Here is a 24,299-nt window from a genome sequence, read left to right as displayed (position 1 = left end):
AAGAAGCGGCAAGGTGATCGGTCATTGTCTCAATGTGGCCGATCGCTTGTTCGTGCTTCTCCGCAGTGGGTTATCTGTGGCCTGACGCTTCGAACGTTCGTTTTTTGGGTGTTCTCAGCTCTACAGCCAACATCTTTCCCAACTTGTTTTGTGCTACAATCCCGATATGCACGTCCATACGGTCATCGTTCGGCTCAAAAACGGATCTCCGGACCTTACGGAGGATCCTGCATCCATCGTCCCTCCTGCTCTCACCCAATGCGTACAGCTATGGAAGGATCGGGGTAGGCGTAGATCTTGGCCGAAGGATCAATGGGCCTTCGTGAGGCGCGCTATCGAACCGTTGCTCTACGCTAGGATCGAACCTGAGTCGGAGCATCGCGAGAACGGGTTGCTGCATCCTGAGCGGGCGATCCACGCCCAGGCTATCGAGTTGTCGTCAGTCAGTTTCGATAATGGCCCCCTTCCCACCATATCGGCCTATGCGGAGTTCCAGCTAACGTTCGACCGGGTGTTCACGGATACGACTCAGTTTTACGATTGGATGGAAGCGACCGATTGGCTGGATTGGGCCCTGTGCTTAGGCTTCCGTTTTGAGGATGGCGGGGAATGGGACGCCACGTGGGAGCATAGCGGCGTAGATTTCGAAATCGTCGCTCTGTAGGCCCCTTGCGTGATCCTACAGCCCTATGCGTCCCGGTAGTCCAGCGCCCGTCAGTGAGCTTCCTATTGCGGGGTTGAAGGCGAGGAACCGTTCAGTAGGCGATAGACAGATGCCCGGGCGACGTTCAGTTCGCGCGCTATGGCTGTGGCTCCCATTCCCTGTGCCGCCAACGCCTTGATCCGTTCAACGTCGATGGTGGGTTTGCGGCCCTTGTAGACACCCTCGGCCTTGGCCTTAGCTACGCCTTCCATCTGCCGTTCGCGTCGGATGGCTGTCTCAAACTCGGCGAAAACACCAAGCATCTGCAAAAAACACCGCCCTGCCGCACTGGATGTGTCCACGGGCTGTTCAAGGACCCTCAGGGAAACGCCCTTCGCCTCTAGCCGAGACACGATAGAGGCAAGGTCTCCCACCGATCTGGCAAGGCGGTCGATCCGTGTAACAGTTATTGAGTCCCCGGCCCGCACGAACTGTATGATTGTTTCCAGTTCGGTCCGACCTTCCAGCTTCGTGCCCGTTGCCTTTTCAGATCGGATGACATCGCAACCTGAGGCTTTCAACGCCTCTTGCTGAATGACCAAACTCTGAGATGATGCACTCACGCGAGCGTAGCCATAGGTAGCCATCAGTGCGCCGACTGTCTCATTGCGCCGTTCTCGAGGATGGAGAGATAATAGCGAGTGCATCCGAACACGATCCCCGACGGCTACGGCGCGGCTTCGGATCATTGGATGGTGCTACCGCCTACAATCTGCCCGTTGCTATCCGTATTCTCTCGGGAGCGCCGGATCAGGCTTTCGCTATGGTCTGTCCGCCAAGATGGTCTCGACACGGTAGCGGGGGAAGCGGCCCATAGCGCCCGATAGCATCGCAGTCGTCGGCGTCTCGTATCGTCGCCCTACAGATGCAACACGATGGCCGGTGATCGCGTCCCGTAGGCGTTCTTCGATGCCGGCTCCAAGTGCGCGCGTCTTCCAAGTATGCCGCCAACCGTGATTGGGATCGACTCCCGGATCTAGCTTGACGGTGGCTCGGACCCACTTGCCGACCTTGTGCCCTCTCAGTTCACCCGGAGAAGTCAGGGACCGCTTCCCGTGTCTGGTTGGATCGAAGAATAGCGGACCGGGGCCGCACGATTTCACGAACGCGAGGAAGCCCTGTTCGAGGAGATGGGAATGGATGGGTACGGTTCGGAGTTCGCCCGTCTTCGTGACCCTCAGAACCATCACCGTGATCCCGGCCTCCGTCCGAATATCCCGCTGTTCCAAATGAGTCAGTTCGGCGATACGCGCCCCGGAGTAGGCTGCCAGCCAAGGGCACCAACGTTTGGCATGGGATAAGGTCGGATTCCGAGGATCAGGCTGAACGGCGAGGGCAGCCGACAGGATGGCCGCTATCTCATCCTCACGGAACGTTCGCTCCCGCTGTGGGGCAATCCTAGGCTCATCCAGGGATATGCCGGCCGCCGGGTTGGACGATAGGATCCGACCGGAGGCGCGACCGGCACCCCACCGGAGCACCGAACTGACGGCTACCAGATCGTTCTTGTTGATCGCCCGTGGGCTGATGCCTTCCACGTCACGTCGGCGCACAGCCCATGCGAACACATCATCCTCGGTAAGAGCCCGAATGTCGCGCCCTCCAATGAAGGCGTCGAATGAACGGATGCTCCCACGATAACGCTTGATCGTGTTAGGTGCCCGCTTGTCCGCGCGATCCGAGGCCCATCGTTCGAACAGCTCCCCCACAGTCAGGGTGCGGTCGGTGATCGTGGCGGGGGAGGGGGCTACGGTTGGATTGCGGTACGGATCAGGGGAGGGGACAGCTACCACACACACTTCAATCGGTGTGCTGGATTGGTCACACCCGCGTTCGATGTTCCAGATCCGTTTAAGAGCACCATCGGCTATCGAATGCCTGAGCCGTGCTTCACGTGGCTCCTTGGTCCTGAGCGACGCCTGGACGATAGAGCCTACGGTAACGGACGCCCAAACCTCGCCAATAGGAAGCGAGACGGTCTGACCCTTTAACCGTGCGACAAGATCGGCGGGTGTTCGTTGGCGTAGATGGTAGACCCCTGTCTTAGGGTCCTTCCATGGCCGGGCGATTCTGAGGGACAATAGTGTGGGACCGCTGTGTGAGAGTCGGTCGCCTTCACCCTATCGTTCAGCTTCTAACCTCTTCTCGTCAGTCAAGAAAAGGTTGGTGCGGCCAAGAGGACTCGAACCTCCACCCCTCGCGGGACTAGCACCTCAAGCTAGCGCGTCTACCAATTCCGCCATGGCCGCATCGGACGCGAAGACCGGTCCGCTTGCCCGACCGTCGCGCCCCGCGGGAGAACCCGGGGCCGCTTTCGTGTCGCGCGGCGCAGCGGATAACAGATCGATCCGCCGCCGACAAGCGCTCCGCTCACGGGGAATCGTAGCCGCCGTCCAGGAAAGGGGTCGCGCCGTCGCCGATGCTGATGCCGGGCTCCACGATCGAGGCTGCCTTGCGGATCAGTTCCGTCACCTCGACGGAGATGCGGTCGCCGGTCACCACGATCTGGCCGCGGGCGATCGGGTGATCGTTGGCCAGGATCTCGACCATGTCGCTGTCGCTGGCCTCCAGCTCGATCACGGCGCCGCGGCCCATGCGCAGCAGCATGTGCAGCGGCATGCGCGCGCGGCCCAGCACCACCGTCAGATCGACCTTGAGGGTCTCGAAGACCGCCACCGCGCGCCATCCCGTCTCGCGGCCGGTCCTTGCCAGCGCCGGCCGCGAATGTTGAAGGCTTCGATCATCGACGCAGGATGGTGAACCCTTGGTAAACGCGCCCCGCCTCACGGTCAGTCCGCACGCCTTCCCGAAGCGGCCCGGCTCCGATCCGGTCGCCGGGCCGGTGGGCTGGCGCGTGAGTGACGCGCCGGTGGACTACGCGCCCGCGCTCGCCTGGATGGAGGCGCGGGCGGAGGCGATCGCCCGCGGCGCGGTGTCGGAATGCGTCTGGCTGCTGGAGCACCCACCGCTCTACACGGCCGGGACCTCGGCCCGGTCCGAGGATCTCGTGGCGACGGATCGATTTCCGGTTCACGCCACCGGGCGCGGCGGGCAGTACACCTATCACGGCCCGGGTCAGCGGGTCGCCTACGTGATGCTCGACCTCGACCGGCGCAGCCGCGACCTGCGCGCCTATGTGGCGAGCCTGGAGGCGTGGCTGATCGAGACGCTCGCCGCCTTCAATGTCCGCGCCGAGCGTCGGGAGGACCGGGTCGGCGTCTGGGTGCGCCGCCCCGAGAAGGGCCCCGGCGTCGAGGACAAGATCGCGGCGATCGGCATCCGGGTCCGCCGCTGGGTCAGCTTCCACGGCATCAGCCTGAACGTCGAGCCCGATCTCACGCATTTCGACGGGATCGTGCCCTGCGGCGTGCGGGAGCACGGGGTGACAAGCTTGGTGGACCTCGGCCTGCCGGTGAGCATGGCCGAGGTCGACATGCAACTCCGGGCCGCCTTCGAGGATATCTTCGGATCGACGGTGATCGAGGCGGCGGACTGACCGGGCCGCGATCAGAAATCCGCGTGGAGCCGCGAGGCGAAGAAATGCGCCGGCCCGCGGTCGCGGTTGTAGCCGGGATTGTCGATGAACTGGTAGTCGAAGGTCAGGGTCACGAACTTGGTCAGGTTCAGAGCGTAGTAGGTCTCCAGCGCCCGCTCGGTGCCGTAGTTCAGCCGGCCGTCGCCGATCAGCAGCCCGTAATAGCCCGCCGCGAAGGCGGCCCGGTGCGAGGGCGAGAGCCCGTTCATCGCCGCGCCGATCCCGACCGTGTCGTCCGGCCGGTCCCAGGCCTTGCCCTTCAGCGACAGGCCACCGGAAAAGCTCTGGTCGATGTCGGTGAAGGAGATGTTCTCGGTGCGCCCGTCGTTCAGGCTCGCCCGGGCGAACAGCCCGAGTTCGGGCGTCAGCGCCTGCTCCAGGTTGATGTAGCCGCCGGTCTTGCGGCGCGGGCGCCGTGTCGCCGCGACCGCGTCGTTGATGTCGTCGAACGCGCCGAGCTGCGTCAGGGTGACGACCTCCCGGTTGTTGGCCGAGACGCCGACATTCGAGAACAGTCCGAAGCGCAGCTTGCCCGGCTGCTCCAGCCAGGGGAGCACGTAGCGCTGCTCGAACTCGGCGTTCAGGCCGGCGCGCCGGAACACGCGCGGGTCGAGCACGTCGCTCGACGGCTCCTTGGGCACCTGCGTGTAGGCGGCGCGGATCGCGAATTCCGGCCGGTTGTACTCGGCGTAGACGCCTTGCGTGAAGCCCGGAAGGTTGGCCGGGAAGTCCCAGGCCGAGGAGCCCCAGAGCGACCAGTTGAAGAAGTCGACGCGGGGATCGTGTGCGTAGACGTTGCCGTCGAAGAAGTCGCCGAGGGCGAACTTGCCGGCGATGAGCGTGATCCGCTCGGCATCGTAGCGGGTGGCGACCTGGTTCGGGCCGTCCGGCACCTCCACGGTCTCGCCGCCGAGACCGAAGGTCTGCTTCACGTAGTAGCGGTTCGAGCGCAGCTTCGGAAACGGGGCGCCGGCCTTCTGCGCCTCGCCGTTGACGAAGCCGGCGACGCCCAGGGTCCGGGACAGGCCGAAGCCCTGGCTGAATTCGGGGTTGTAGTAGACCTCGGTGCTGTCGGTGAGCTTCAGCCCGAGGAAGATCGTGGCCGTGGTCGTCTGCCGGGCCTGATGCGGGACCAGGCTCTGCGCGCCCGCGTAGGGTGAGCGGAAGCCCGGCACGCCCTGCGCGATCAGAGTGGTCTGTCCGTGCAGAGAGAAGCGGCCGGTATCGCCGTTGTCGGGATCGTGCGGCGCGGTCTCGTCGGGGTCCGGCGGCACCTTCAGCCCGTCCGGGAACCACATCAGCCGCGCGAACATCTGGTTCGAGGTGAAGCTCGCCCGGGTCGTTACCGGTCCGCCCGCGTCGCCGGGCACCGTGCCCAGCGGGAAGCGCCGGCTGCCGCCGAGGTCGATGTAGCGGTAGTCGATGCCCAGGGCGAGAGTGTCGGAGATGGCGTATTGCACGCCCGCGCCCAGGGTGAAGCCGACATAGCCGAGGTTCCGCCGGGCCGTGTTCTGGCCACCCGTGTCGAGATCCGGGTAGTTCGCCAGGATGCGGGCGTTGGCGCCCGTGAGCCCGAAGCTTCCGTAGATCAGGTAGCGGTCGAAGCTGTAGCCGATCCGCGCCCGCAGGCTCCCGTACAGATCGGTCTTGGCGCGCACGATGTTGAAGGCCGGATCCACGTCCCCGTAGCCGAAGCCCGCGATGGTCGACGGGACGGGACGCTTCAGGTTCGCCACATCGAGGCTGGCCTCGACGCCGTAGACCCACGGTCCGGTCTGCCAGTTCCAGCCGCCGAAGGCGCCACCGACCGCGGTGGTGGCATCCCGCCCCTGATCGCTGCGGCCGGTGGAGTCGCCGCTCTTGAAGGGCGGGATGGAACGGCCGCCGATGGTGGTCGGGCCGAAGCTGTAGGCCCCGTAGGAGCCGCCCGCGCTGCCCTCAAGACCGAGATAGCCGCCCGACCAATCGGCGTAGCGGGCCGCCTCCGCGGGCGGGCGCGGTGCGGCGAGGTCCGCCGCCGCCGCCTCGCGTGCGAGGAGGGACAGGGTCAGCACGAGCGCTGCGGCGCTGGCCAGGGGCACGAAAGAGATGGTCATGGGATTCGCAGCAGGAATATAGCACTTGCTAAATCGGCGTGCGGCCCCGTGCAAGCCGTGATCCGCGGTCGCACCCTGGCCGCTCGCGATTTTCCTGCGCCGGGATGCATTCTCGGTTCCCCGCATGGCAGTGCGATGACGATCCCCGGTTCCGTCTCTTGGTCAAGATCCGAGTGGCTGTGGAACGTCGAATTTCTTCGTGAGGATCGCCGATAATTCCTATGATCCCGGCGAAAGACCACGCAATACATCATAATGCGGCGGCGGTGTCTTCAGATTAGAATTGTTATTATTTGATGCGGCGCGATTCCTGTTTGAACTTCGCGCGCGAGGGCTTATGTGCGGGAGCATGCGCGCTTCGAACGTCGTCCTGGCCCTCCGCGGATTCGCCGCGGCCTCCCTTCTCGCGGTCACGGGCGCCGCTGTGGCCAAGGAGGTGCCGATCGGACCGCACGTGACCCGGAACGGCCTGGAGGTCGCCGCGGTCTATCTGCAGCCGATCGAGATGGATCCGCCCGGCATGATGCGCGAGGCCGCGCAGTCGGACATCCACCTCGAGACGGATATCCGGGCCGCGAAGGACAATCGCAACGGCTTCGCGGAGGGCGATTGGGTGCCGGCGCTCGAAGTGCGCTTCGAGGCGGTGAAGCTCGACGGCGACAAGCCCACGGACCAGAAGGTCTCCGGCATGCTGATGCCGATGGTGGCCAATGACGGGCCGCATTACGGCGACAACGTCAAGCTGTTCGGCCCCGGCCGCTACCGTCTCAAGGTCACGGTGGCGCCGCCCGGCAAGGACAGCCATTTCGGGCGTCACGTCGATAAGGAGACCGGTGTCGGTCCCTGGTTCGAGCCCTTCGACGTGACTCAGGACTTCACGTTCGCCGGTGTCGGCAAGAAGGGCGCCTACTGAGAATCCGGAGCTGCCTGTGCCGTCCCGTCTGTTCCGTCACGTCCGATTCGCCGGCCTGCTGCTCGCCGCTGCCGCGGCGACGTCCGCGCGCGCGGACGACATGCCGGTGATCAAGGTCGAGATGCGCGACGGGGTGATCCTGCCGACGGTCATCGAGGTGCCGGCCAACACACGGTTCAAGCTGGAGATCTCGAACACCGGCCAGTCGCCGGTGGAGTTCGAGAGCACGGAGCTCAAGCGCGAGAAGGCGCTGGCCGCCGGATCGACCTCGGCGATCGTGTTCCGCACCCTCGACGCCGGGACCTACCAGGTGTTCGACGACTTCCACCCGGAGGCGAAGGCGACCCTGGTGGCCAAATGAGCGCGTCGACGACAGCGCCAGGCTCCCTCACGCTGCCCCGCGTCTCGTCGCGCCGGGCGGTGCTCGACGCGCGGCTCGCCCGGTTCGGCGACGGGCTGCGCCGTCACGGCTGGATCATCCGGGCCATCCAGTGGCTGATCGTCGGCGTCTACGCGGTGCTGGTGATCGTCCCGGCGCTTCTGCCGCTGCCCGGCAACGCCGCCCACATCTGGACCAACCTGACGCTCGCCGCGCAGTTCGCCTTCTGGGGGATCTGGTGGCCCTTCGTGCTGGTCAGCATGGTGCTGGTCGGCCGGGCGTGGTGCGGCGTGCTCTGCCCCGAGGGGGCGCTGAGCGAGTTCGCGAGCCGCTGGAGCCGCGGCTACGCGGTGCCGCGCTGGATCACTTGGCAGGGTTGGCCGTTCCTGGCATTCGCCGGCACCACGGTCTACGGGCAGATGACCAGCGTGTACGGCTATCCGAAGCCGGTCCTCGCGGTGCTCGGCGGCTCGACCCTCGCGGCAATCGCGGTCGGCCTGCTCTACGGGCGCAACAAGCGGGTCTGGTGCCGCTATCTGTGCCCGGTGAACGGCGTGTTCGCGGTGCTGTCGAAGCTCGCCCCGGTGAGCTTCCAGGTCGACCGCGCCGCCTGGGCGGCCTCGCCGAAGCCCGCCCGGGGCACGGAAGCCTTCAACTGTGCGCCGCTCGTGCCGGTCAAGGCGATGCGCGGGGCCGGTGCCTGCCACATGTGCGGCCGCTGCAGCAATCATCGCGGCGCGGTGCACCTCGCTTTGCGCTCGCCGAACCATGAGATCGTCCACGTGGCCGGCGAGGAGCCCAGCCTCGACCAGACGATGCTGATCCTGTTCGGCATGCTGGCGCTGGCGGTGGGCGCGTTCCAGTGGTCATCGAGCCCCTGGTACGTCGATGCCAAGCAATGGGCGGCCACGTGGCTGATCGAGCACGGGACGACGTGGCCTCTGGAGCATTCCGCGCCCTGGTTCGTGCTCACGAACTATCCCGACCGCAACGACGTGATGACCCTGCTCGATGGCGCGCTGCTCCTGGCCTATATCAGCGCAGCGACGGTGATTCTCGGGCTCGTCCTGTCGGCGATCGTGGCGCTCGCCACGCGCCTCCTCGGCGGCTGGTCGCTCCGGCGCTTCCACCACCTGACCCAGACGCTGATCCCGGTCGCGGGCTGCGGCGTCTTCCTGGGGCTCTCCGCGCTCACCGTCACGTTCCTGCGCGGCGACGGCATCGTGATCCCGTACGTGGCGGAGATCCGTGCCGGCCTGCTCGCCGGTGCGAGCCTCTGGAGCGTCTGGCTCGCCTGGCGGGTGGCCGGCCTCAGCGCCGGCGGGTTCCGCCGGATCGCGGCCTCGGCCTGCATCGCCGGTGCGGCCGCGCTGTCGGTGGCGAACTGGGTGCTGCTGTTCTGGGTCTGGTAGCGCGGCCGGCGCACCCCCGAATCCTCTAACCCCTGGAGACCGCCATGATCGGCGCCTTCGTCATCGCCTTCCGCGAAGTCATCGAGGCGGGCCTCATCATCTCCATCGTGCTGGCGGCGACCCGGGGCATCCCCGGACGGATGCGCTGGGTGCTGCTCGGGGTCGCCGGCGGGCTCGCGGGCGCCGGCCTCGTCGCCTTGTTCGCCGAGAAGATCTCCGACGCGTTCGAGGGCAACGGCCAGGACATCCTCAACGCCGCGGTGCTGATCGTCGCGGTGCTGCTGCTGATCTGGCACAACACCTGGATGAGCAAGCACGGCAAGGAGCTGGCGGGCGAGCTGCGCGCGGCCGGTGAGGCGGTGCGCTCGGGCGAGCGCGAGGCTGCCGCCCTCTCCATCGTGATCGGCGCCGCGATCCTGCGCGAGGGCGCCGAGCTGGTCCTGTTCCTGTACGGCCTCGTGGCGTCCGGCACCTCCGGGGCAGACATCCAGTTCGGCGCCGTTGCGGGCATCGGGGCGGGCGTGCTCCTTTCGGCGGTGACCTATCTCGGCCTCGCCTCGATCCCGAGCCGCTACGTGTTCTCGGTGACGAGCGTGCTGATCATCTTCCTGGCTGCCGGGCTCGCCGCGCAGGCCGCCCAGTTCCTGTCCAACGCGGGCGTGGTCGACGTCCTCGGCCACACCCTGTGGAACAGCTCCGGGCTGATTGCCGAGAATTCCTGGCCGGGCCGCGTCCTGCACGCCCTCGTGGGCTACACCGACCGGCCGACCGCCCTGCAGGGGCTCGTCTACGTCGCCACGATCGTGGTCATGGTCGGCCTGATGCAGTGGAGCGCCGCCGACAAGCGCCGCGCCGTGCGGACGGCCTAGGGCGCCGGGATTCCGGGCCGCCGACACGCGGCCCGGGTCCACGTCTCAAGGAATTTCCGGCCCGGTCCCGCCGCACCGCTGACCCATACCGTGGAGCGCGGTGCCAAGGCGGTCTCCGGCAGCGGCCCTCAGGCCAGCGTGGCCCATTTCGCCGGTTCGGCCGGCTTCTCCTTGTAGATCGTCCCGGAGAAGTCGACGTGCAGCTCCGTTGCCGCCGCCTCGCCCCGGCGCGCCAGGAGCTCGAAGTGCCTCGGCTTGCGGCGCGGCGCCTCCGCCACCGTCCAACCGGCCGCGGCGGCCGCCGCGAGGGCATGCGCGGGATCGGCTGGCCCGTCGGGCCGCGTGTCCGCCCGCTTGGGTCCGGGCGCGTGATGGGGCTTCTTGTGATGGATCTCCACCGGATCCCGGCCCGCCGCCGAAATCCGCGTGACCTTGATCTCCGAGGGGCGACGCTCGCCCTCGAGGGTCACGTGCAGACCGCTGGCGAGCGCGAACGCGTCCGCGCCTTTGGGGCCGAGATCGGCCAGATGCGTCCGGCCATCCGCCTCGATGGTGAAGCGATGGGCGAAGACGTGCCGGATGGTGCCCGAGAGGGCGGTGGTGTCGTGAAGCGGCATGATTTTCTCCGTAGAGCGCCCAACCGCAGGCGCTTCCGATATATCGGAATTGACACGGAGCGTTCAAGACGACGTCGGCATACCCGCAACCCTGTGGCGGCGGGATCCGTACGTCCGGGTTTCAGCGCCTGGGCCGAAGCTCAGGCGCCCGTCGCCACAGGGCGAGTCAGATCGGCGCCCCATTCCGACCAGGAGCCGTCGTAGAGGCTCCGGGCCGGGCGGCCCATGGTTTCCAGGGCCAGAGCGATGATGGCCGCGGTCACGCCAGAGCCGCAGGTGGTCACGATCGGCCGGCTCGGGTCGACGCCGTTCTCGGCGAAGACCGCCGCCAGTTCCTCCGGGCTCTTCATGCGGCCGTCGCGCTGGAGCGCCGCGTAGTGCAGGTTGCAGGCGCCGGGCATGTGTCCGGGCCGGACGCCGGGCCGCGGCTCCGGCTCCTCGCCACGGAAGCGTGTGCCTGAGCGGGCATCCACCACCTGGGCCGAGCCGGTCTCCAGGGCGCGGGCGACGTCAGTCGCATCCGCCACCGCGCCGTGATCGAGGCGGGCGGTGAAGTGCCGGCGCTCGGCCTGGCGCGGCTCGCCGTCCTCGGTGGGGTAGCCCGCGGCGATCCAGGCGGGGAGGCCACCATCCAGCACCAGGGCGTCGCGCACCCCGAAGGTCTTCAGCATCCACCAGACCCGCGGGGCCGAGAACAGGCCTTGGCCGTCATAGATGACGATCTGCTGGCCATCGCCGACGCCGAGCGCGCGCATCCGCGCGGCGAAGACCTCGGGGCGGGGCAGCATGTGCGGCAGGCTCGACTCGGTGTCGCTCATCGCGTCGAGGTCGAAGCGCCGGGCGCCGGGGATATGCGCCGCGCGGAACTCGGCCTCGGGGTCACGGCCGGCCGCCGGCAGGTACCAGGAGGCGTCGAGGACCACGATATCGGGGGCGGCGAGACGGTCGTGCAGCCAGTCGGGGGACACGAGGGGCGCATGGGCCATGGGGCGGGTCCGGCTCTGTTCGCGAGAGCGCGCACCAAATCACAGAGCGCACCGGGTTGCACGTCCGGGCCTTCGCCGAACCGCGGCGGTGAGGCGGTTTCGTCAGGCCCACGAATGGCAGTTCAGCGGCCCGCGATACGACGAGCTACGCATCCTGCACCGTGGTCCGATGCAGCCAATGCAGGCTGGTCTTGTTTTAAAAAGCCCAAACCCCAGTTACGACAGCACGATGACGCCGTTCGCGTCGGTCCCCGCGGCCGGCATCGAGCCGATCGCCCCGCAGGCCGGTCCGATGGACGCGAGCCGGGGCACGGCTGAGCGAACGGTGTTCCACCTTCCCTGACTGCCGGGGCGCCCGTACCCACCGCGCAGGATGCTTATTGAGCCGATCGATCCCATGAATCAACTCGTCCGCATGTCCCAGATCGGCGATGCCGAGACCGTCAAGGAGCCGTCCGCCGACCTGCGCGTGCCGTTCGCGCAGTCGGGCGCCTTCGTGTGCAAGTACATCATCGGCGAGCCGAACGACCGCGCGATCTGCTGCGGCGCGCCCGTCGCCGACGGCAAGAGCTGGTGCGCCTATCACCGCCGGATCGTGTTCGAGCCGACCCGCCCCGGCCGTATCCGCTGAAGCGCGGCGCCGTCCGTCACTGGGTCCGCATGATCTGAATGACGGCCGGCGTGATGATGACCACGAACAGCACCGGCAGGAAGAACAGGATCATCGGCACCGTGAGCTTGGGCGGCAGCCCAGCCGCCTTCTTCTCCGCCTCGGTCATGCGCTGGTCGCGGCTCTCCTGGCTCAGCACCCGCAGCGCCTGGCCGACCGGCGTGCCGTAGCGCTCGGCCTGGATCAGGGCGGTCGCCACGGCCTTCACGGCGTCGAGCCCGGTGCGCAGGACCAGGTTCTCGTAGGCCTGCCGGCGGTCAGGTAGGAACGACATCTCGGCCGTCATCAGGGCCAATTCCTCGGCCAGCACCACCGAGGAGCCGGCGATCTCGGTGCTCACTTTCCGGAACGCGTGCTCGATCGCCATGCCGGACTCGACGCAGATCAGCGTCAGGTCGAGGGCGTCGGGCCAGGCCTTCCGGATCTCGGTCTGGCGCTTCTTGGCGGCGTTGACCAGGAACAGCTCCGGCGCCTTGATGCCGCCGTAGGCCGCCCCGATCACCAGCCCGAACCGGACGAGGTAGGAGGTGTCGATCGCCTCCAGGACGAACAGGTAGAACAGGGCGCCGACCACGCTGGCGCACGGGACGACCAGCCGGAAGAACAGGAACGCCGTCTCCGCCCCCTGGCCGCGGTAGCCGGCCTGCATCAGCTTCCGCTTGGCCGTGTCGGTGCCGAGCCAGCGGTGGAGCTGGTACCGCTCGACGATGGACTTCATGTAGGCCTTCGGCTCCACGCGCAGCGTGGCCCGGTTCTGCGCGCGGTCGCCCAGCAGCCGCTCGCGCCGCCGGATCTGCTCGCGCTCGTCGCTGACGAGCTTCATCCGCTTGGCGAGCTTGTCGGTCTCGAAGAAGGGCTGCGCCACGGCAAAGGCGGTCGCGGCGGCCGCGACCGAGGTCAGCACCGTGCCCATGAAGCGGGGATCGAACAGCTTCTCCGCGATGGCGTCGATCATGGAGCGAAATCCGGGAACGGGAGCACGAGCGCCTCAGAACTCGAAGGCGATCATCTTCTTGATCGTGAAGATGCCGATCGACATCCAGATGGCCGCGGCCACCAGGGCGATCTTGCCGGTATCGGTCGTCCAGAGCAGCGAGATGTAGTCCGGGCTCGTCAGGGACGTGATGCCCGCGACACCGAAGGGCAGGCAGGCGATGATCGAGGCGGAGGCCTTGGCCTCCATGCTCATCGCCTGGATCTTGCCGCGCATCTTGGCGCGGTCGCGCAGCACCGTGGAGAGGTTGTTCAGCGCCTCCGACAGGTTGCCGCCGGATTGCTGCTGGATGTTGATCACGATCGCGAAGAAGTTCACCTCGGCCGTGGGCACGCGCTCGACCAGGCGGGTGACCGCGTCGCCGAGCGACAGGCCGAGCGCCTGGGTCTCCACGACGGTCCTGAACTCGCTGCGGACCGGTTCCTCGGCCTCGCGCGAGACCATTCGGAAGCAGTCGCCGACCGGGATGCCGGTGCGGATGCCGCGCACGACCACGTCGACGGCGTTGGGCAATTCCTTGTTGAACCGCGCGATGCGCTTGAGCCGCATGTGGCGCAGCAGGAAGGCCGGCAAGCCGAAGCCCCCCGCGAAGGCGGCGCCGACCGCGGCGATCGGGCTGTCGGTGATGATGTAGAGCAGGAAGCCGAGGAATCCGGCGCTGCCGGCCGAGATCATGTAGAAGGTCTGCTTGGTCCAGGCGAGGCCGGCGCGGGCGAGCTTCAGCTCCAGGGTGGCCTTCGAGGCACCCTTGGCCTTCGCCTCGATCTCGCTCAGCGTCTTGGCCACCTGCTCGCGGCGGTTGACCGTCACCCCCCGGATCGCGGCTCCGGAGGCGGAGACGCCGATCGACTTCAGGCGCTTGCTCGCCCGGCGCTCGTCGCCGAACAGGGGCAGGATCGCCACGTAGGCCACAGCCGCCACGGCGATGCCGATCAGGCCGGCGGCGATCGGCAGGTTGGACCCGCCCGCAGCGGCGATGGACAGATCGGGCATGTGCTCAGTTCCGATCGACGACCTCGGCGGCGTCGAGCGCCTCGCCGAGCCGGCGTTCCAGGCCGTAGTAGCGGGCCCGCTCCCAGAATTTCGGCCGGCCGATGCCGGTGGACCGGTGACGCCCGACCAGCTTGCCGTTCGCGTCCTCACCGACGATGTCGTAGAGGAACACGTCCTGCGTGGTGATGACGTCGCCCTCCATGCCGAGAACCTCGGTGATGTGGGTGATGCGCCGGGAGCCGTCGCGCAGGCGCGTGGCCTGGATCACCACGTCGATCGAGCCGCAGATCATCTCGCGCAGCGTCTTCGAGGGCAGGGTGAAGCCGCCCATCGAGATCATCGACTCGATACGCGACAGGCATTCGCGCGGGCTGTTGGCGTGGAGCGTGCCCATCGAGCCGTCGTGGCCGGTGTTCATCGCCTGCAGCAGGTCGAAGGCCTCCGGTCCGCGCACCTCGCCGACGATGATCCGCTCGGGGCGCATGCGCAGGCAGTTCTTGACGAGGTCGCGCATGGTGACCTGGCCCTGGCCCTCCATGTTGGGCGGCCGCGTCTCCAGGCGCACGACATGGGGCTGCTGGAGCTGGAGCTCGGCCGCGTCCTCGCAGGTGATCACCCGCTCGTCGTGCTCGATGAAGGCGGTCAGGCAGTTGAGCAGCGTGGTCTTGCCCGAGCCCGTGCCGCCCGAGATCACGACATTGCAGCGCGACTGGCCGATGATCTTGAGGACCTCGGCGCCCTCGGGCGAGATCGCCCCGAAGCGCACGAGCTGCTCCAGGGTGAGCTTGTCCTTCTTGAACTTACGGATGGTGAGCGCCGGGCCGTCGATGGCGAGCGGCGGCGCGATGACGTTGACGCGGGAGCCGTCCGGCAGGCGGGCGTCGCAGATCGGCGACGCGTCGTCGACCCGGCGGCCGACCTGGCTGACGATGCGCTGGCAGATGTTCATCAGCTGCTGGTTGTCGCGGAACCGGACGCTGGTCAGTTGGATCTTGCCGTTGACTTCGATGAAGGTCCGGTTGGCGCCGTTGACCATGATGTCGGCGATGTCGTCGCGGGCGAGCAGCGGCTCCAGCGGGCCGTAGCCGAGCACGTCGTTGCAGATGTCGTCGAGCAGTTCCTCCTGCTCGGCGATCGACAGGACGATGTTCTTGAGTCCGATGATCTCCGTGACGATGTCGCGGATCTCCTCCCGCGCGGTCTCGGCGTCGAGGCGCGAGAGCTGCGTCAGGTCGATCGCCTCGATCAGGGCGCCGAAGATCAGGCTCTTGGTGCGGTAGTAATCCTCGGACCGGGCGTTCTCGACGACCACCGGGCTCGTCGGCGCCGCCGGCTTGACCGGTGCCGCGGGCCTCGCGCGGAACGGCCATGGCCGGCGCCGCGGTCCGCGCCTGCGGGATCGGCGGGGCCGCTGCCGGCGCGCCGCCCGTCTGTCGCCTACCGAACATGGGCCAGAGCCTCGGCGCTGTCCTGAGGGACCTGTCGGGGGAGCGGCCGCATCACGAAGCCTTGCGGCCGGGCAGCACGGCGCTGGCGAACTTGGCGCTGGCGAACTTGGCGAGCAGCGGCTCGAGAAGGCTCGAACGCCCGCGCCGGTTCTCCGGGCGGCCGAGGGTCATGGCCGCGAGGTCGTTGAACAGCTCGGCCACCTTCGAGCCGGCTTGAATCTCGGCGATCATCTGGCCGTTGTTGGCGGCGGTCCCGAACAGGGCCGGCTCGAACGGGATCGTCAGCGCGACGGGGGCCTCCAGGGCCTTGGCGAACTCGGCGGCCCCGATCTCCGGACGCTTGGGCACGCCGACGCCGTTGAGCAGGATGCGGGGCGCGTGGTCGTTTGGGCGCCCGTGCTTCAGCGCGCCGAGCAGGTTCTTGGTGTTGCGCAGGCAGGCGAGGTCGGGGCCGGCCACGATCAGGATCTCGTCGGCCGCCGTGAGGACGCGCCGCGACCACGCGCTCCACTGGTGCGGAACGTCGAGGACCACGCAGGGCACGCTCGCCCGCATGTACTCGATCAGGGCATCGAAGGACGGCTCGGACAGGTCGATGGTCCGGTCGAGACTCGCGGGGGCCGAGAGCAGGCTCAGGTTGTCGCTGCACTTGGACAGCAGCCGCTCGACCAGCGCCGAATCCAGGCGCTCCGGGGCGAACACCGCCTCGGCGATGCCCTGCGGCGGATCCTGGTTGAAGTTGAGCGAGGCCGTCCCGAAGGCGATGTCGAGATCGGCGATCACCGTCTGGATACCCTGGCTGCGGGCCACCGACCACGCGAAATTATGCGCCACCGTCGAGGCGCCGATGCCACCCTTCACGCCGACGACCGCCACCGTGCGCCCCACCGGCTTGACGCCCGGCGCCGTGAACAGGTCGGAGATCGCCGCGATCAGGGTCAACGGCTCGACGGGGGCCATCAGATAGTCGGACACCCCGCGCTGGATCAGCTGCCGGTAGAGCGTGACGTCGTTGAGGTGGCCGATCACGAGGACGCGGGTGCCCTCGTCGCAGACCTCGGCCAGGGCATCGAGGCATTCGACCGGCTTGGAGCGCACGCCCTGCGTCTCGATGACGATGACGTTGGGCGTCGGCGCGTGCCGATACGCCTCGATCGCGGCGGCGCCGCCGCCCATCCGGACCTTGACCTGCGCCTTCTGCATCCGCCGGTCGAGGGCGGCGCCCTCGATCATGGCGGCCGTCTCGCTGGTCTCGCAGAACGCCTGGATGGTGATCCGGGGCACCGGGGCGATCGTGCGCTCGGTTGTCTCGGACAGGTCTGCCATGACGGCGCTTTCAGGTTCGGGTGCGGATCGCGGCTTTGGAAGGGGGCGCGGTGGATGTCGCGGTCGGCGTTAGTTGCCGCCGACCTGAGACTTGACGGCGTTCTGTCCATCCTGACGCCATGCGGTTGACGGATCCTTGCCGTCCCGCAACTGGCCGATGTCCCGCACCCGCTTCACCGAGTCGATCCGGCCCTCGGGGCGCCCGCGCACCAGGTCGACCGGATCCGCGACCTGCGCGGCCACGTTCGCCTGCATGGCGCAGCCCAGATTCCAGCTCGGCCTGTTGCTGTAGTCGAACGCGAAGCTGCTGGTCCCGACATCCTGGGGCCACAGCCCGCACTGGTCCGCCACCTTGGCCTGCATGCGCTGGAAGCTCAGCCGGATCGGCGCGGCGAGGCTGGGGGCCGCCACCGCGTAGCCGTTGACCGTGATCGCGCGGGCGCCGACGCCGTTCTGGCCGCCGAGCCGGCTCAGCGCCGCGGCCGTCCGCTCGACGGCGGCCGCCTGGGCCGGCGGAACGCCCTGGGGCACCTCCATCAGCAGGACGCCGCGGCCGAAGCGGCGGTATTCCAGCATGAAGGCATCGACATCGGCGGCCTGGCGCGGGTCGAGATGACCGATCCCCGTCGGGAAGACGTCGAGACTGCGGGTCCCGTCGGCCAGGACGATCGGGTGGCGTGCGCGGTAATCCGACAGGTCGATTCCGCCGGTGGTCGCGGGATCGCTCTTGCAGGCGGCCGCGAGGGCCCCGAGCGCGCAGGCGGCGAGCAGGCTCGCGGCGCGGCGGGACCGGGCGGTCGAAGGGCGTCCGGACATGGGTCGGGTGGCGGGTCCGGTTGTGGGTCGGGTCATGGCGTGCGGTCCCCAGCCTTACTCGACGATGAAGCCGACGCGGCCGCGATACGTGCGCCCGAGCGGCGCCGCGGCGGACGGGCCGACCGTGCCGTAGAGGCGGTTGATCTGGCCGAGCAGCACGGCCTGGCCGTCGGTGGAATCGACGAAGTTGTCGTCGGGCCGGCTGACCTGCTTCGGCTCCATCGCCCGGGCGATGTAGGGGGTGCACATGATCATCAGCTCGGTCTCCTGGCGCTGGTAGTCGCGGGAGCGAAACAGCGCGCCGAGGACCGGCAGGTTGATCAGGCCGGGCAGGCCGGAGATCGCCTGCTTGCTCACCTGCTGGATCAGGCCGGCGGTCATCATCACGCCGCCCGAGGGCAGCTCGACCGTTGTCTCGGAGCGGCGCACCCGGGTGCCCGGCACCGCCACGGTCGAGTTGCCGACCACGAAGTTGAAGCTTTGTTGAGGATCGATCTCGGTGACATCCGTGGCGACGCGGATGGAGATGCGGTTGTCGGCGAGCACCACCGGGGTGAACGACAGGGAGACGCCGTAGGGCTTGAAGGTGATCCCAGGGGTGCAGAGGCCGCCGATCGCGCAGGAGGCCGAACTCGGCACCGGGAACTCTCCGCCGGCCAGGAACTTCGCGGCCTCGCCGGAGATTGCGGTCAGCGTCGGCTCGGCGAGAACGCGCGAGACGCCGGCCTGCTCGAAGGCCTTCAGGGTCGCCTGGAGCGAGAAGCCGCCGGCCTTGACGGAGGCCTGGATCTGGTTGCCCCCCGGCGTGCTTCCCCCCGTGATCGGGAACGGAAGGCTGTTGACCAGGGCCGGCGACGTGGCGAGCCCGGTGGTCGGGTCGACCGCGCTGAGCGGGTTCAACGCCGCCCAGTTGCCGGTCATGTTGACCCCGAACTGCTTCAGGACATTGCGCGACACCTCGACCACGGTGACGCGCAGCATCACCTGGTCCTTGTTGCGGATGGTGAGGTTGTTGATCACCGCACCCCGTGCGCCCGCCGAGACGCCGCCGCTCGGCGCCCCCGAGCCGGCGCCCGCGCTGCCGAGCCCCACGAAGGCATTGGCGATGTCGATCGCCTGCTGGGCATCGGCGGAGGAATTGACGGAGCCCGACAGGAGCACCGAGGCGCCCGAGGAGCGCACGTCGAAGCGCCCGCCCGGGATGCTCTGGTTGAGCAGTTCGCGCAGGGTCCCGAGGTTGAGGTCCCGGGCCACCGTCACGTCGAGGGCGGCGATCTGGCGCCCCTCGGCATCCATCATGAAGATCGAGGTGGCGCCGTCGGCCATGCCGATCACGAACACCTTGCGGGTCGAGCGGACGACGGCGTTGGCCACCGCCGGGTTGGCGACGAAGACCTCCTTGGCGTCCCGCGGCAGGTCGATGATTACGGAACGGCCGGCGGTCAGCTCAACCCGGCGGGTCGAGGCAGCTTCCGCGGAGCCGACCGTGAGCACCGGTGCGGGACCCAGGGCCGGGCGCTCCTGCGCGGCGGCCGGCCCGTTCAGCGCGGCGATGAGGGCGAGGATGAAGGCCGCAGGGCGGGTCGGGCGGGGACGGGGCAGCGGGGGATGCATGGCGCTCACGGCGGTCACGGCGTTTGCTGCCGCGCGACGCCGAAGCGCACCACGGTCAGGGCGGGTTCGGGCGTCTGCGACGGGGGCGCGTCGGCCAGCGAGGCGTCGGACACCCGGCCCGCATCGGCGAGGCTGCGCAGCGACAGCGACAGGGCGCCCACCTTCTGGGCGAGCGCCAGGGTTTCGGCCTGCGCGGGCGTCACCGCGAGCGTCGCGGTCTCGCCGGTCACGACGTTGGTGCCGTTCTTCTCCTGGATCAGCTGACCGATCGCCAGGACACGGATGTCGGTCAGGAGTGTCTGGGACAGCTGCGCGTCGCTGTTGTTGCCCCGGGCGTTTGTCTCGTCGCGGAAGGTCCGGATCACGTCGACCCGGTCGTTGGGCAGGATGAAGCCGCCGGCCGAGTTGGTCCCGCGGCTGTCGGTGACGATGGCGACCGCCCGCATCCCGGACGGCAGGATCGCGGCCATGAAGCCGCTCTCCGGGCGCACCAGCTTCTGCGCGCGGATCGGCTCGCCGGCGAGGAATCCCGAGCGGACGGAAGCCCCTACGGTCTCATCCAGGGCCTTCGGATTGTTCGTGCGCGTGAGATAGCCGACGGTCACGGCGCCGTCCGGCCAGGCCTGCCAGCGCAGGTCGGCGGCCCGCAGCACCTGACCCATGGGCATGTCGGCGGCGGCCACGAGGACGTCGGTCATCGGCGCCGGCGGCGCCTCGGCCTTCGGGGCCGGCGGAGGCGGCGGAGGCGGATCGCCGCCGCTCATCAGGAAGGCCGCACCACCGCCCGCCGCGAGGGCGATGCCGAGGACGGCCAAACGGGCTGGTTTCATCGCATGACCACGCGCCGGAGACGGCCGAATTGCCGCCCATGACCGGAACCTGCGCGGGGAATCGTGTAAACATGGTTAAGCTATTATAACTTCGCGACTTGCGGCTGGTCCGGAAAAGGGGCGCCTCCCGGGCCCGCATCACAATCCGCACGATCCTTCAGCATCCGGCCGAGCGTGGCCGTGGCGCGTCACGCGTTCGTGACCTATTCTGCCGCCGCAACCGCCTCAGAAGCGGACACTCGGACCAACCCGGGGGGAGACATGATCAGGACAATTGGCGGCGCGGTGCTGGCGGCCGCCCTCGCGGGGACGGCGCTCGGCTCGGTCCCGGCCGCCGCGCAAGGCGGCGGCTTCTCGGGCAACGCCGTGCGCATCGGCATCCTCAACGACCAGTCGGGCCTCTACGCCGAATTCGGCGGCCAGGGCTCGGTCGAGGCCGCCCGGATGGCGGTCGAGGATATCGGCGGCACGGTCGGCGGCGTGCCGATCGAGATCCTGACGGCCGACCACCAGAACAAGCCCGACATCGCCTCGGCGATCGCCCGGCAATGGTACGACCGCGACGGCGTCGACGCGATCATGGAGCTGACCACCTCCTCGGTGGCCCTGGCGGTCCAGGGCCTGTCGAAGGAGAAGAAGAAGATCACCATCACCACCGGGGCGGCGAGCAGCGACCTCACCGGCAAGGCCTGCACGCCCTACGGATACCATTGGGCCTACGACACGCGGGCGCTGGCGGTCGGCACCGGCGGCGCGCTGACCCGGGCGGGCGGCGACACGTGGTTCTTCCTCACCGCCGACTACGCGTTCGGCTCGGCGCTGGAGGCCGATACCAGCCGGGTGGTGACCGCCAACGGCGGCAAGATGCTGGGGAGCGTGCGGCACCCGCTCTCCAACCAAGACTTCTCGTCGTTCCTGCTCCAGGCGCAGGGATCGAAGGCCAAGGTGATCGGGCTCGCCAATGCCGGGCTCGACACCTCGAACTCGATCAAGCAGGCGGCCGAGTACGGCATCGTCGAAGGCGGCCAGAAGCTCGCGGCCCTGCTGTTCACCCTCTCGGAGGTGCACGGGCTCGGCCTGAAGGTCGCGCAGGGCCTCACGCTGACCGAGGGCTGGTACTGGGACGCCAACGACGAGACCCGCGCCTTCGGCCAGCGCTACATGAAGCGCACCGGCCGGATGCCCAACATGATCCAGGCCGGCACCTACTCGGCGGTCCTGTCCTACCTGAAGGCCGTGAAGGCCGCCGGCACCGACGAGACCGACGCGGTCAACGCCAAGCTCAAGGCGCTGCCGGTCGACGACGTCTTCGCCCATGGCGGGGTCGTGCAGCCGAACGGCCGCATGGTCCACGACATGTACCTGTTCGAGGTGAAGAAGCCGGCCGAGTCGAAGGGCCCGTGGGACCTCTACCGGCAGCTCGCCACCATCCCCGGCAAGGAGGCCTACGCCTCTCCGGCTGAGAGCGGCTGCCCGCTGACGGCGGCGGCGAAGTAGGGCTCACCCGGTCATCGCGCGCGCAGCGAAGCGACCCAGGGCAGCGCCACCTCGGTGAGCGTGGCGCCGCTGGATTGCCTCGCTGACGCTCGCAAGGACGGGGGTGCGTCGGATCCTCGGACCGAAGACGCGGATCACCCCGCCCACACGCGCCGGTACAGCGCGACGATCTCGTCGGCACTGGGCTCCAGCGGGTTGTTGGCCGGGGAGCCGGAGGCGAGGGCCTGGGCCGCCATGGTGGGGAGCAGCGCCTCCCAGCGAGCCGGGTCGATTCCGTATTCCCGGGGGCCCGGCACGTCGAGGTCGTCGTTCAGCGCCTCAAGTTCCGCCACGAGCGCCGAGACCGCGCTCCTGTCGTCGGTGTCGGGCTTGGCGATCCCCATGGCGCGGGCGCAGGCCGCGTAGCGATCGATGGCGGCCTGCGCCGAGAAGGCCGTGACCGCCGGCAGCAGCATCGCGTTCGAGAGCCCGTGGGCCACGTGGAAATGCGCGCCGATCGGCCGGCTCATCCCGTGCACCAGCGCCACGGAGGCGTTCGAGAAGGCGATGCCGGCCTGGGTGGCGCCGAGCATCATCGCCTCCCGGGCCGCCCGGTCGCCGGGATCGGTCCAGACCCGGCGCAGGTTCGGGGCGATCAGCTTCATCGCCTGCAGCGCCAGCCCATCCGAGAACAGGTTCGACTTGCGCGACACGTAGGCCTCGATCGCGTGGGTGAGCGCGTCGATGCCGGTATCGGCGGTGAGCCGCTTGGGTTTCGAGAGCGTCAGCTCGTAATCAACCAGAGCCGCCACCGGCAGGTAGGCGAGACCGATGCACAGCATCTTCTCGTCCGAGGTCTCGTCGGTGACGATGGTGAAGCGGGTCGCCTCGGAGCCGGTGCCCGCGGTGGTGGGGATCGCCACGATCGGCAGGCCCGGCTCGTCCTGCTGGCGCGGCGCCTTGTAGTCGCGCATGTGGCCACCGTGGCGGGCGAGCACCGCCACCGCCTTGGCGGTGTCCATCGGGCTGCCGCCGCCGAAGCCGACCACGCAGTCGAAATCACCGGCCTGAAGGGCGGCCAGCGCCGCCTCCACGGAGGCGACGGTCGGGTCCGGAACGGTCTCGGAGAAGATCGTCGCCTGCGCACCCGCAGCGGTCAGGCGCTCAAGCAGCGTGTCGGTGCGACCGCTGCCGGCGAGATAGGGGTCGGTGACCACGAAGGGGCGCGACAGGCCGAGCTGGCCGAGCACCTCCGGCAGGAGCCGCGAGGCGCCGGGGCCGACGCGCATCAGCCGGGGCAGGGCGATCGAGGCGACCATTGTCTTGCGTCTCCCACCCGGCGCCTGGGCTGGCCCGCCGGGACGGCTGATCTTAGGCCCAGTGGCCGCGGGGCGAAACGGCTACCGCTGACAACCCGGGGTAAGGTGGTGGTTCGTTTCCGGCCATCAGCGGGCTGCAGATGTCGCTCCGTCGTTCCGGGACTGCGCAGCAGGGCCCGGAATCCAGAACCTCAGCGCGTCCGGCATGGCGCCGACAGCGGTTCTGGTTTCCGGGCTCGCCTGCGGCGCCCCGGAAGGACGGCACGCGATGCTTGACCGGTGGCATCTTCGTCAGGGAGGCCATCACCTCCGGGTCAGTGACCCTTCATAAGTCCCCGGCCCGGCGAACAGCGCGCCTGCCGCCTCGACCTCGCCGGCAATGAACCCCGCCACCGCGCGGATATGGGCCGCCTTCCGGTGATCCTCGTGAATGTGCATGTGGAATGAGCGGGTCAGGGACACCGCCCCGGGCAGCACCGGCACGAGCCCCGGATGGGCGGCCGCGATGAAGGCCGGCAGCACGCACAAGCCGGCGCCGCCGAGCGTCGCGTGGACCTGCGCCAAGAGGTTGGTGGAGCGCAGCCGCGCGGAGACCGGCGGGCCCAGGGCGCCGAGATAGTTCAGCTCGCGCGTGAACAGCATGTCCTCGATGTAGCCGACGAAGGGATGCCCCGAGAGGTCCGCCACCTCCGCGATTGGCCTGGCTCCCGCGAGGTAGGATTCGGCCGCGTAGACGAACAGCCGGTAATCGGTGAGCCGGCGCGCCACCACCCGGGCCTGCTGCGGGCCGGAGAGGCTGATCACGATGTCGGCCTCGCGCTTCGACAGGCTGAAGATCCGGGCGGTTGCCATGATCTCCACCTCCAGGCCCGGGTGGCGGGCGGTCAGCCGGTGCATGCGGGGCGCGAGGAAGACGCTGCCGAACCCGTCCGGCGCGCCGATCCGCACCGTGCCGGAGACCGCCTGGGCCGCCTCCGTGGCGGCGCTCGCCGACAGGAACGCGCTCTCCATCGTCTCGGCGACACCCAGCAGGTTCGCGCCGTCCTCGGTGAGCGCGTAGCCGAGGTTGCTGCGGTGGAACAGGCGGGCGCCGAGGCCCTCTTCCAGGGCCCGGATCCGACGGCCCACTGTGGTGTGCTCGGTGCCGGTGCGGGCGCCGGCGGCGCTCAAGGTCCCGGTCCGCGCCACAGCAAGGAAGAAGCGCAGGTCGTCCCAGTTGGGCCCCGCCCTGGCCATGACCGCACTCCCACTGTGCATCGATGCACGACGGCTGTAAGCGCATCCGGCTTTATCGTTCAAGGGA

At 68.6% G+C, this 24,299-nt stretch carries 22 protein-coding genes, 1 tRNA gene and 1 pseudogene; 8 read left to right on the top strand and 16 right to left on the bottom strand.

Features of this window, described 5'->3' with window-relative positions; all coding sequences use genetic code 11:
- Nucleotides 1–322: 322 nt before the first annotated feature.
- Entirely contained in the window at nt 323–664 is a 342-nt protein-coding gene (locus ABIE45_RS01340) for a hypothetical protein (protein WP_192710133.1), read from the top strand.
- 62 nt (nt 665–726) lie between these two features.
- Here ABIE45_RS01340 and ABIE45_RS01335 read toward each other — a convergent pair whose 3' ends face one another.
- The 4 genes from ABIE45_RS01335 to ABIE45_RS01320 all read right to left on the bottom strand — a co-directional run bounded on the left by ABIE45_RS01335 (nt 727) and on the right by ABIE45_RS01320 (nt 3,379).
- Nucleotides 727–1,290 carry a recombinase family protein gene (locus tag ABIE45_RS01335; protein WP_192710132.1) on the bottom strand — a complete coding sequence of 188 codons (564 nt, stop codon included), beginning with the start codon at nt 1,288–1,290 and terminating at the stop codon, nt 727–729.
- Between the two features lie 174 nt (nt 1,291–1,464).
- Nucleotides 1,465–2,784: a DUF6538 domain-containing protein gene (locus ABIE45_RS01330; RefSeq protein ID WP_373622082.1), complete on the bottom strand. Its 1,320-nt coding sequence runs from the start codon at nt 2,782–2,784 to the stop codon at nt 1,465–1,467.
- 83 nt (nt 2,785–2,867) lie between these two features.
- Nucleotides 2,868–2,952: transfer RNA gene (locus ABIE45_RS01325), tRNA-Leu, on the bottom strand.
- A 121-nt stretch (nt 2,953–3,073) separates the two neighbouring features.
- Complete coding sequence (locus ABIE45_RS01320; RefSeq protein ID WP_192710131.1) at nt 3,074–3,379, bottom strand: FliM/FliN family flagellar motor switch protein; 306 nt, start codon at nt 3,377–3,379, stop codon at nt 3,074–3,076.
- Between the two features lie 88 nt (nt 3,380–3,467).
- Between ABIE45_RS01320 and lipB the strand changes: the two genes are divergently transcribed.
- Nucleotides 3,468–4,199, top strand: coding sequence for a lipoyl(octanoyl) transferase LipB (lipB, locus tag ABIE45_RS01315; RefSeq protein ID WP_192710130.1), 732 nt, complete (start codon nt 3,468–3,470; stop codon nt 4,197–4,199).
- A gap of 11 nt (nt 4,200–4,210) precedes the next feature.
- Here lipB and ABIE45_RS01310 read toward each other — a convergent pair whose 3' ends face one another.
- Nucleotides 4,211–6,334: a carbohydrate porin gene (locus ABIE45_RS01310; RefSeq protein ID WP_192710129.1), complete on the bottom strand. Its 2,124-nt coding sequence runs from the start codon at nt 6,332–6,334 to the stop codon at nt 4,211–4,213.
- 349 nt (nt 6,335–6,683) lie between these two features.
- Between ABIE45_RS01310 and ABIE45_RS01305 the strand changes: the two genes are divergently transcribed.
- Genes ABIE45_RS01305 through ABIE45_RS01290 form a run of 4 tightly spaced genes read left to right on the top strand, consistent with a single transcriptional unit; the run spans nt 6,684 to nt 9,907 of the window.
- Nucleotides 6,684–7,247 carry an iron transporter gene (locus tag ABIE45_RS01305; RefSeq protein WP_373622081.1) on the top strand — a complete coding sequence of 188 codons (564 nt, stop codon included), beginning with the start codon at nt 6,684–6,686 and terminating at the stop codon, nt 7,245–7,247.
- A gap of 16 nt (nt 7,248–7,263) precedes the next feature.
- Nucleotides 7,264–7,608 carry a cupredoxin domain-containing protein gene (locus ABIE45_RS01300; protein WP_373622080.1) on the top strand — a complete coding sequence of 115 codons (345 nt, stop codon included), beginning with the start codon at nt 7,264–7,266 and terminating at the stop codon, nt 7,606–7,608.
- Complete coding sequence (locus ABIE45_RS01295) at nt 7,605–9,038, top strand: 4Fe-4S binding protein (RefSeq protein WP_192710127.1); 1,434 nt, start codon at nt 7,605–7,607, stop codon at nt 9,036–9,038. The genes ABIE45_RS01300 and ABIE45_RS01295 overlap by 4 nt, the downstream gene beginning before the upstream one ends.
- Nucleotides 9,039–9,082: 44 nt before the next feature.
- Nucleotides 9,083–9,907, top strand: coding sequence for an FTR1 family protein (locus ABIE45_RS01290; protein WP_192710126.1), 825 nt, complete (start codon nt 9,083–9,085; stop codon nt 9,905–9,907).
- Nucleotides 9,908–10,035: 128 nt separating this feature from the next.
- On the opposite strand, the gene ABIE45_RS01285 is transcribed toward ABIE45_RS01290, so the two are convergent.
- Nucleotides 10,036–10,524 (bottom strand): hypothetical protein, encoded by a 489-nt coding sequence (locus ABIE45_RS01285; protein ID WP_192710125.1) that lies wholly within the window; start codon nt 10,522–10,524, stop codon nt 10,036–10,038.
- A 140-nt stretch (nt 10,525–10,664) separates the two neighbouring features.
- Nucleotides 10,665–11,510 (bottom strand): 3-mercaptopyruvate sulfurtransferase, encoded by an 846-nt coding sequence (gene sseA / locus ABIE45_RS01280; RefSeq protein WP_192710124.1) that lies wholly within the window; start codon nt 11,508–11,510, stop codon nt 10,665–10,667.
- Between the two features lie 397 nt (nt 11,511–11,907).
- On the opposite strand from sseA, the gene ABIE45_RS01275 reads away from it, so the two are divergent.
- Nucleotides 11,908–12,141, top strand: coding sequence for a GcrA family cell cycle regulator (locus ABIE45_RS01275; RefSeq protein WP_192710123.1), 234 nt, complete (start codon nt 11,908–11,910; stop codon nt 12,139–12,141).
- A 16-nt stretch (nt 12,142–12,157) separates the two neighbouring features.
- Here the strand turns inward: ABIE45_RS01275 and ABIE45_RS01270 are convergent, their stop codons facing one another.
- The 7 genes and pseudogenes from ABIE45_RS01270 to cpaB form a co-directional block, all read right to left on the bottom strand.
- Nucleotides 12,158–13,135: a type II secretion system F family protein gene (locus ABIE45_RS01270; protein WP_192710122.1), complete on the bottom strand. Its 978-nt coding sequence runs from the start codon at nt 13,133–13,135 to the stop codon at nt 12,158–12,160.
- Nucleotides 13,136–13,168: 33 nt separating this feature from the next.
- Nucleotides 13,169–14,167: a type II secretion system F family protein gene (locus tag ABIE45_RS01265; RefSeq protein ID WP_192710121.1), complete on the bottom strand. Its 999-nt coding sequence runs from the start codon at nt 14,165–14,167 to the stop codon at nt 13,169–13,171.
- Nucleotides 14,168–14,171: 4 nt separating this feature from the next.
- Nucleotides 14,172–15,615: pseudogene (locus ABIE45_RS01260) on the bottom strand (CpaF family protein).
- 51 nt (nt 15,616–15,666) lie between these two features.
- Nucleotides 15,667–16,941, bottom strand: coding sequence for an AAA family ATPase (locus ABIE45_RS01255; RefSeq protein ID WP_192710119.1), 1,275 nt, complete (start codon nt 16,939–16,941; stop codon nt 15,667–15,669).
- Between the two features lie 69 nt (nt 16,942–17,010).
- Entirely contained in the window at nt 17,011–17,757 is a 747-nt protein-coding gene (locus ABIE45_RS01250; protein WP_192710118.1) for a CpaD family pilus assembly protein, read from the bottom strand.
- A gap of 54 nt (nt 17,758–17,811) precedes the next feature.
- The gene (locus tag ABIE45_RS01245; protein ID WP_192710227.1) at nt 17,812–19,371 is read right to left on the bottom strand and encodes a type II and III secretion system protein family protein; all 1,560 of its coding nucleotides are present in this window, start codon (nt 19,369–19,371) and stop codon (nt 17,812–17,814) included.
- Nucleotides 19,372–19,385: 14 nt separating this feature from the next.
- Nucleotides 19,386–20,201: a Flp pilus assembly protein CpaB gene (gene cpaB / locus ABIE45_RS01240; protein ID WP_192710117.1), complete on the bottom strand. Its 816-nt coding sequence runs from the start codon at nt 20,199–20,201 to the stop codon at nt 19,386–19,388.
- Nucleotides 20,202–20,462: 261 nt separating this feature from the next.
- Here cpaB and ABIE45_RS01235 point away from each other — a divergent pair, with 261 nt between their 5' ends.
- A complete protein-coding gene (locus ABIE45_RS01235; protein WP_192710116.1) occupies nt 20,463–21,698 on the top strand; it encodes an ABC transporter substrate-binding protein in 1,236 nt (411 codons plus the stop codon).
- A gap of 134 nt (nt 21,699–21,832) precedes the next feature.
- Here the strand turns inward: ABIE45_RS01235 and ABIE45_RS01230 are convergent, their stop codons facing one another.
- Nucleotides 21,833–22,996, bottom strand: coding sequence for an iron-containing alcohol dehydrogenase (locus ABIE45_RS01230; RefSeq protein ID WP_192710115.1), 1,164 nt, complete (start codon nt 22,994–22,996; stop codon nt 21,833–21,835).
- Nucleotides 22,997–23,299: 303 nt separating this feature from the next.
- On the bottom strand, nt 23,300–24,232 hold the full coding sequence (locus tag ABIE45_RS01225) for a LysR family transcriptional regulator (RefSeq protein WP_373622079.1): 933 nt from the start codon (nt 24,230–24,232) through the stop codon (nt 23,300–23,302).
- Nucleotides 24,233–24,299 lie beyond the last annotated feature (67 nt).

It is taken from the genome of Methylobacterium sp. OAE515, assembly GCF_041806315.1.
In the GTDB taxonomy this organism is placed as follows: domain Bacteria; phylum Pseudomonadota; class Alphaproteobacteria; order Rhizobiales; family Beijerinckiaceae; genus Methylobacterium; species Methylobacterium tardum.
The sequence above is the reverse complement of the archived record's forward strand: the minus strand, read 5'-3'. Positions and strand labels throughout refer to the sequence as shown.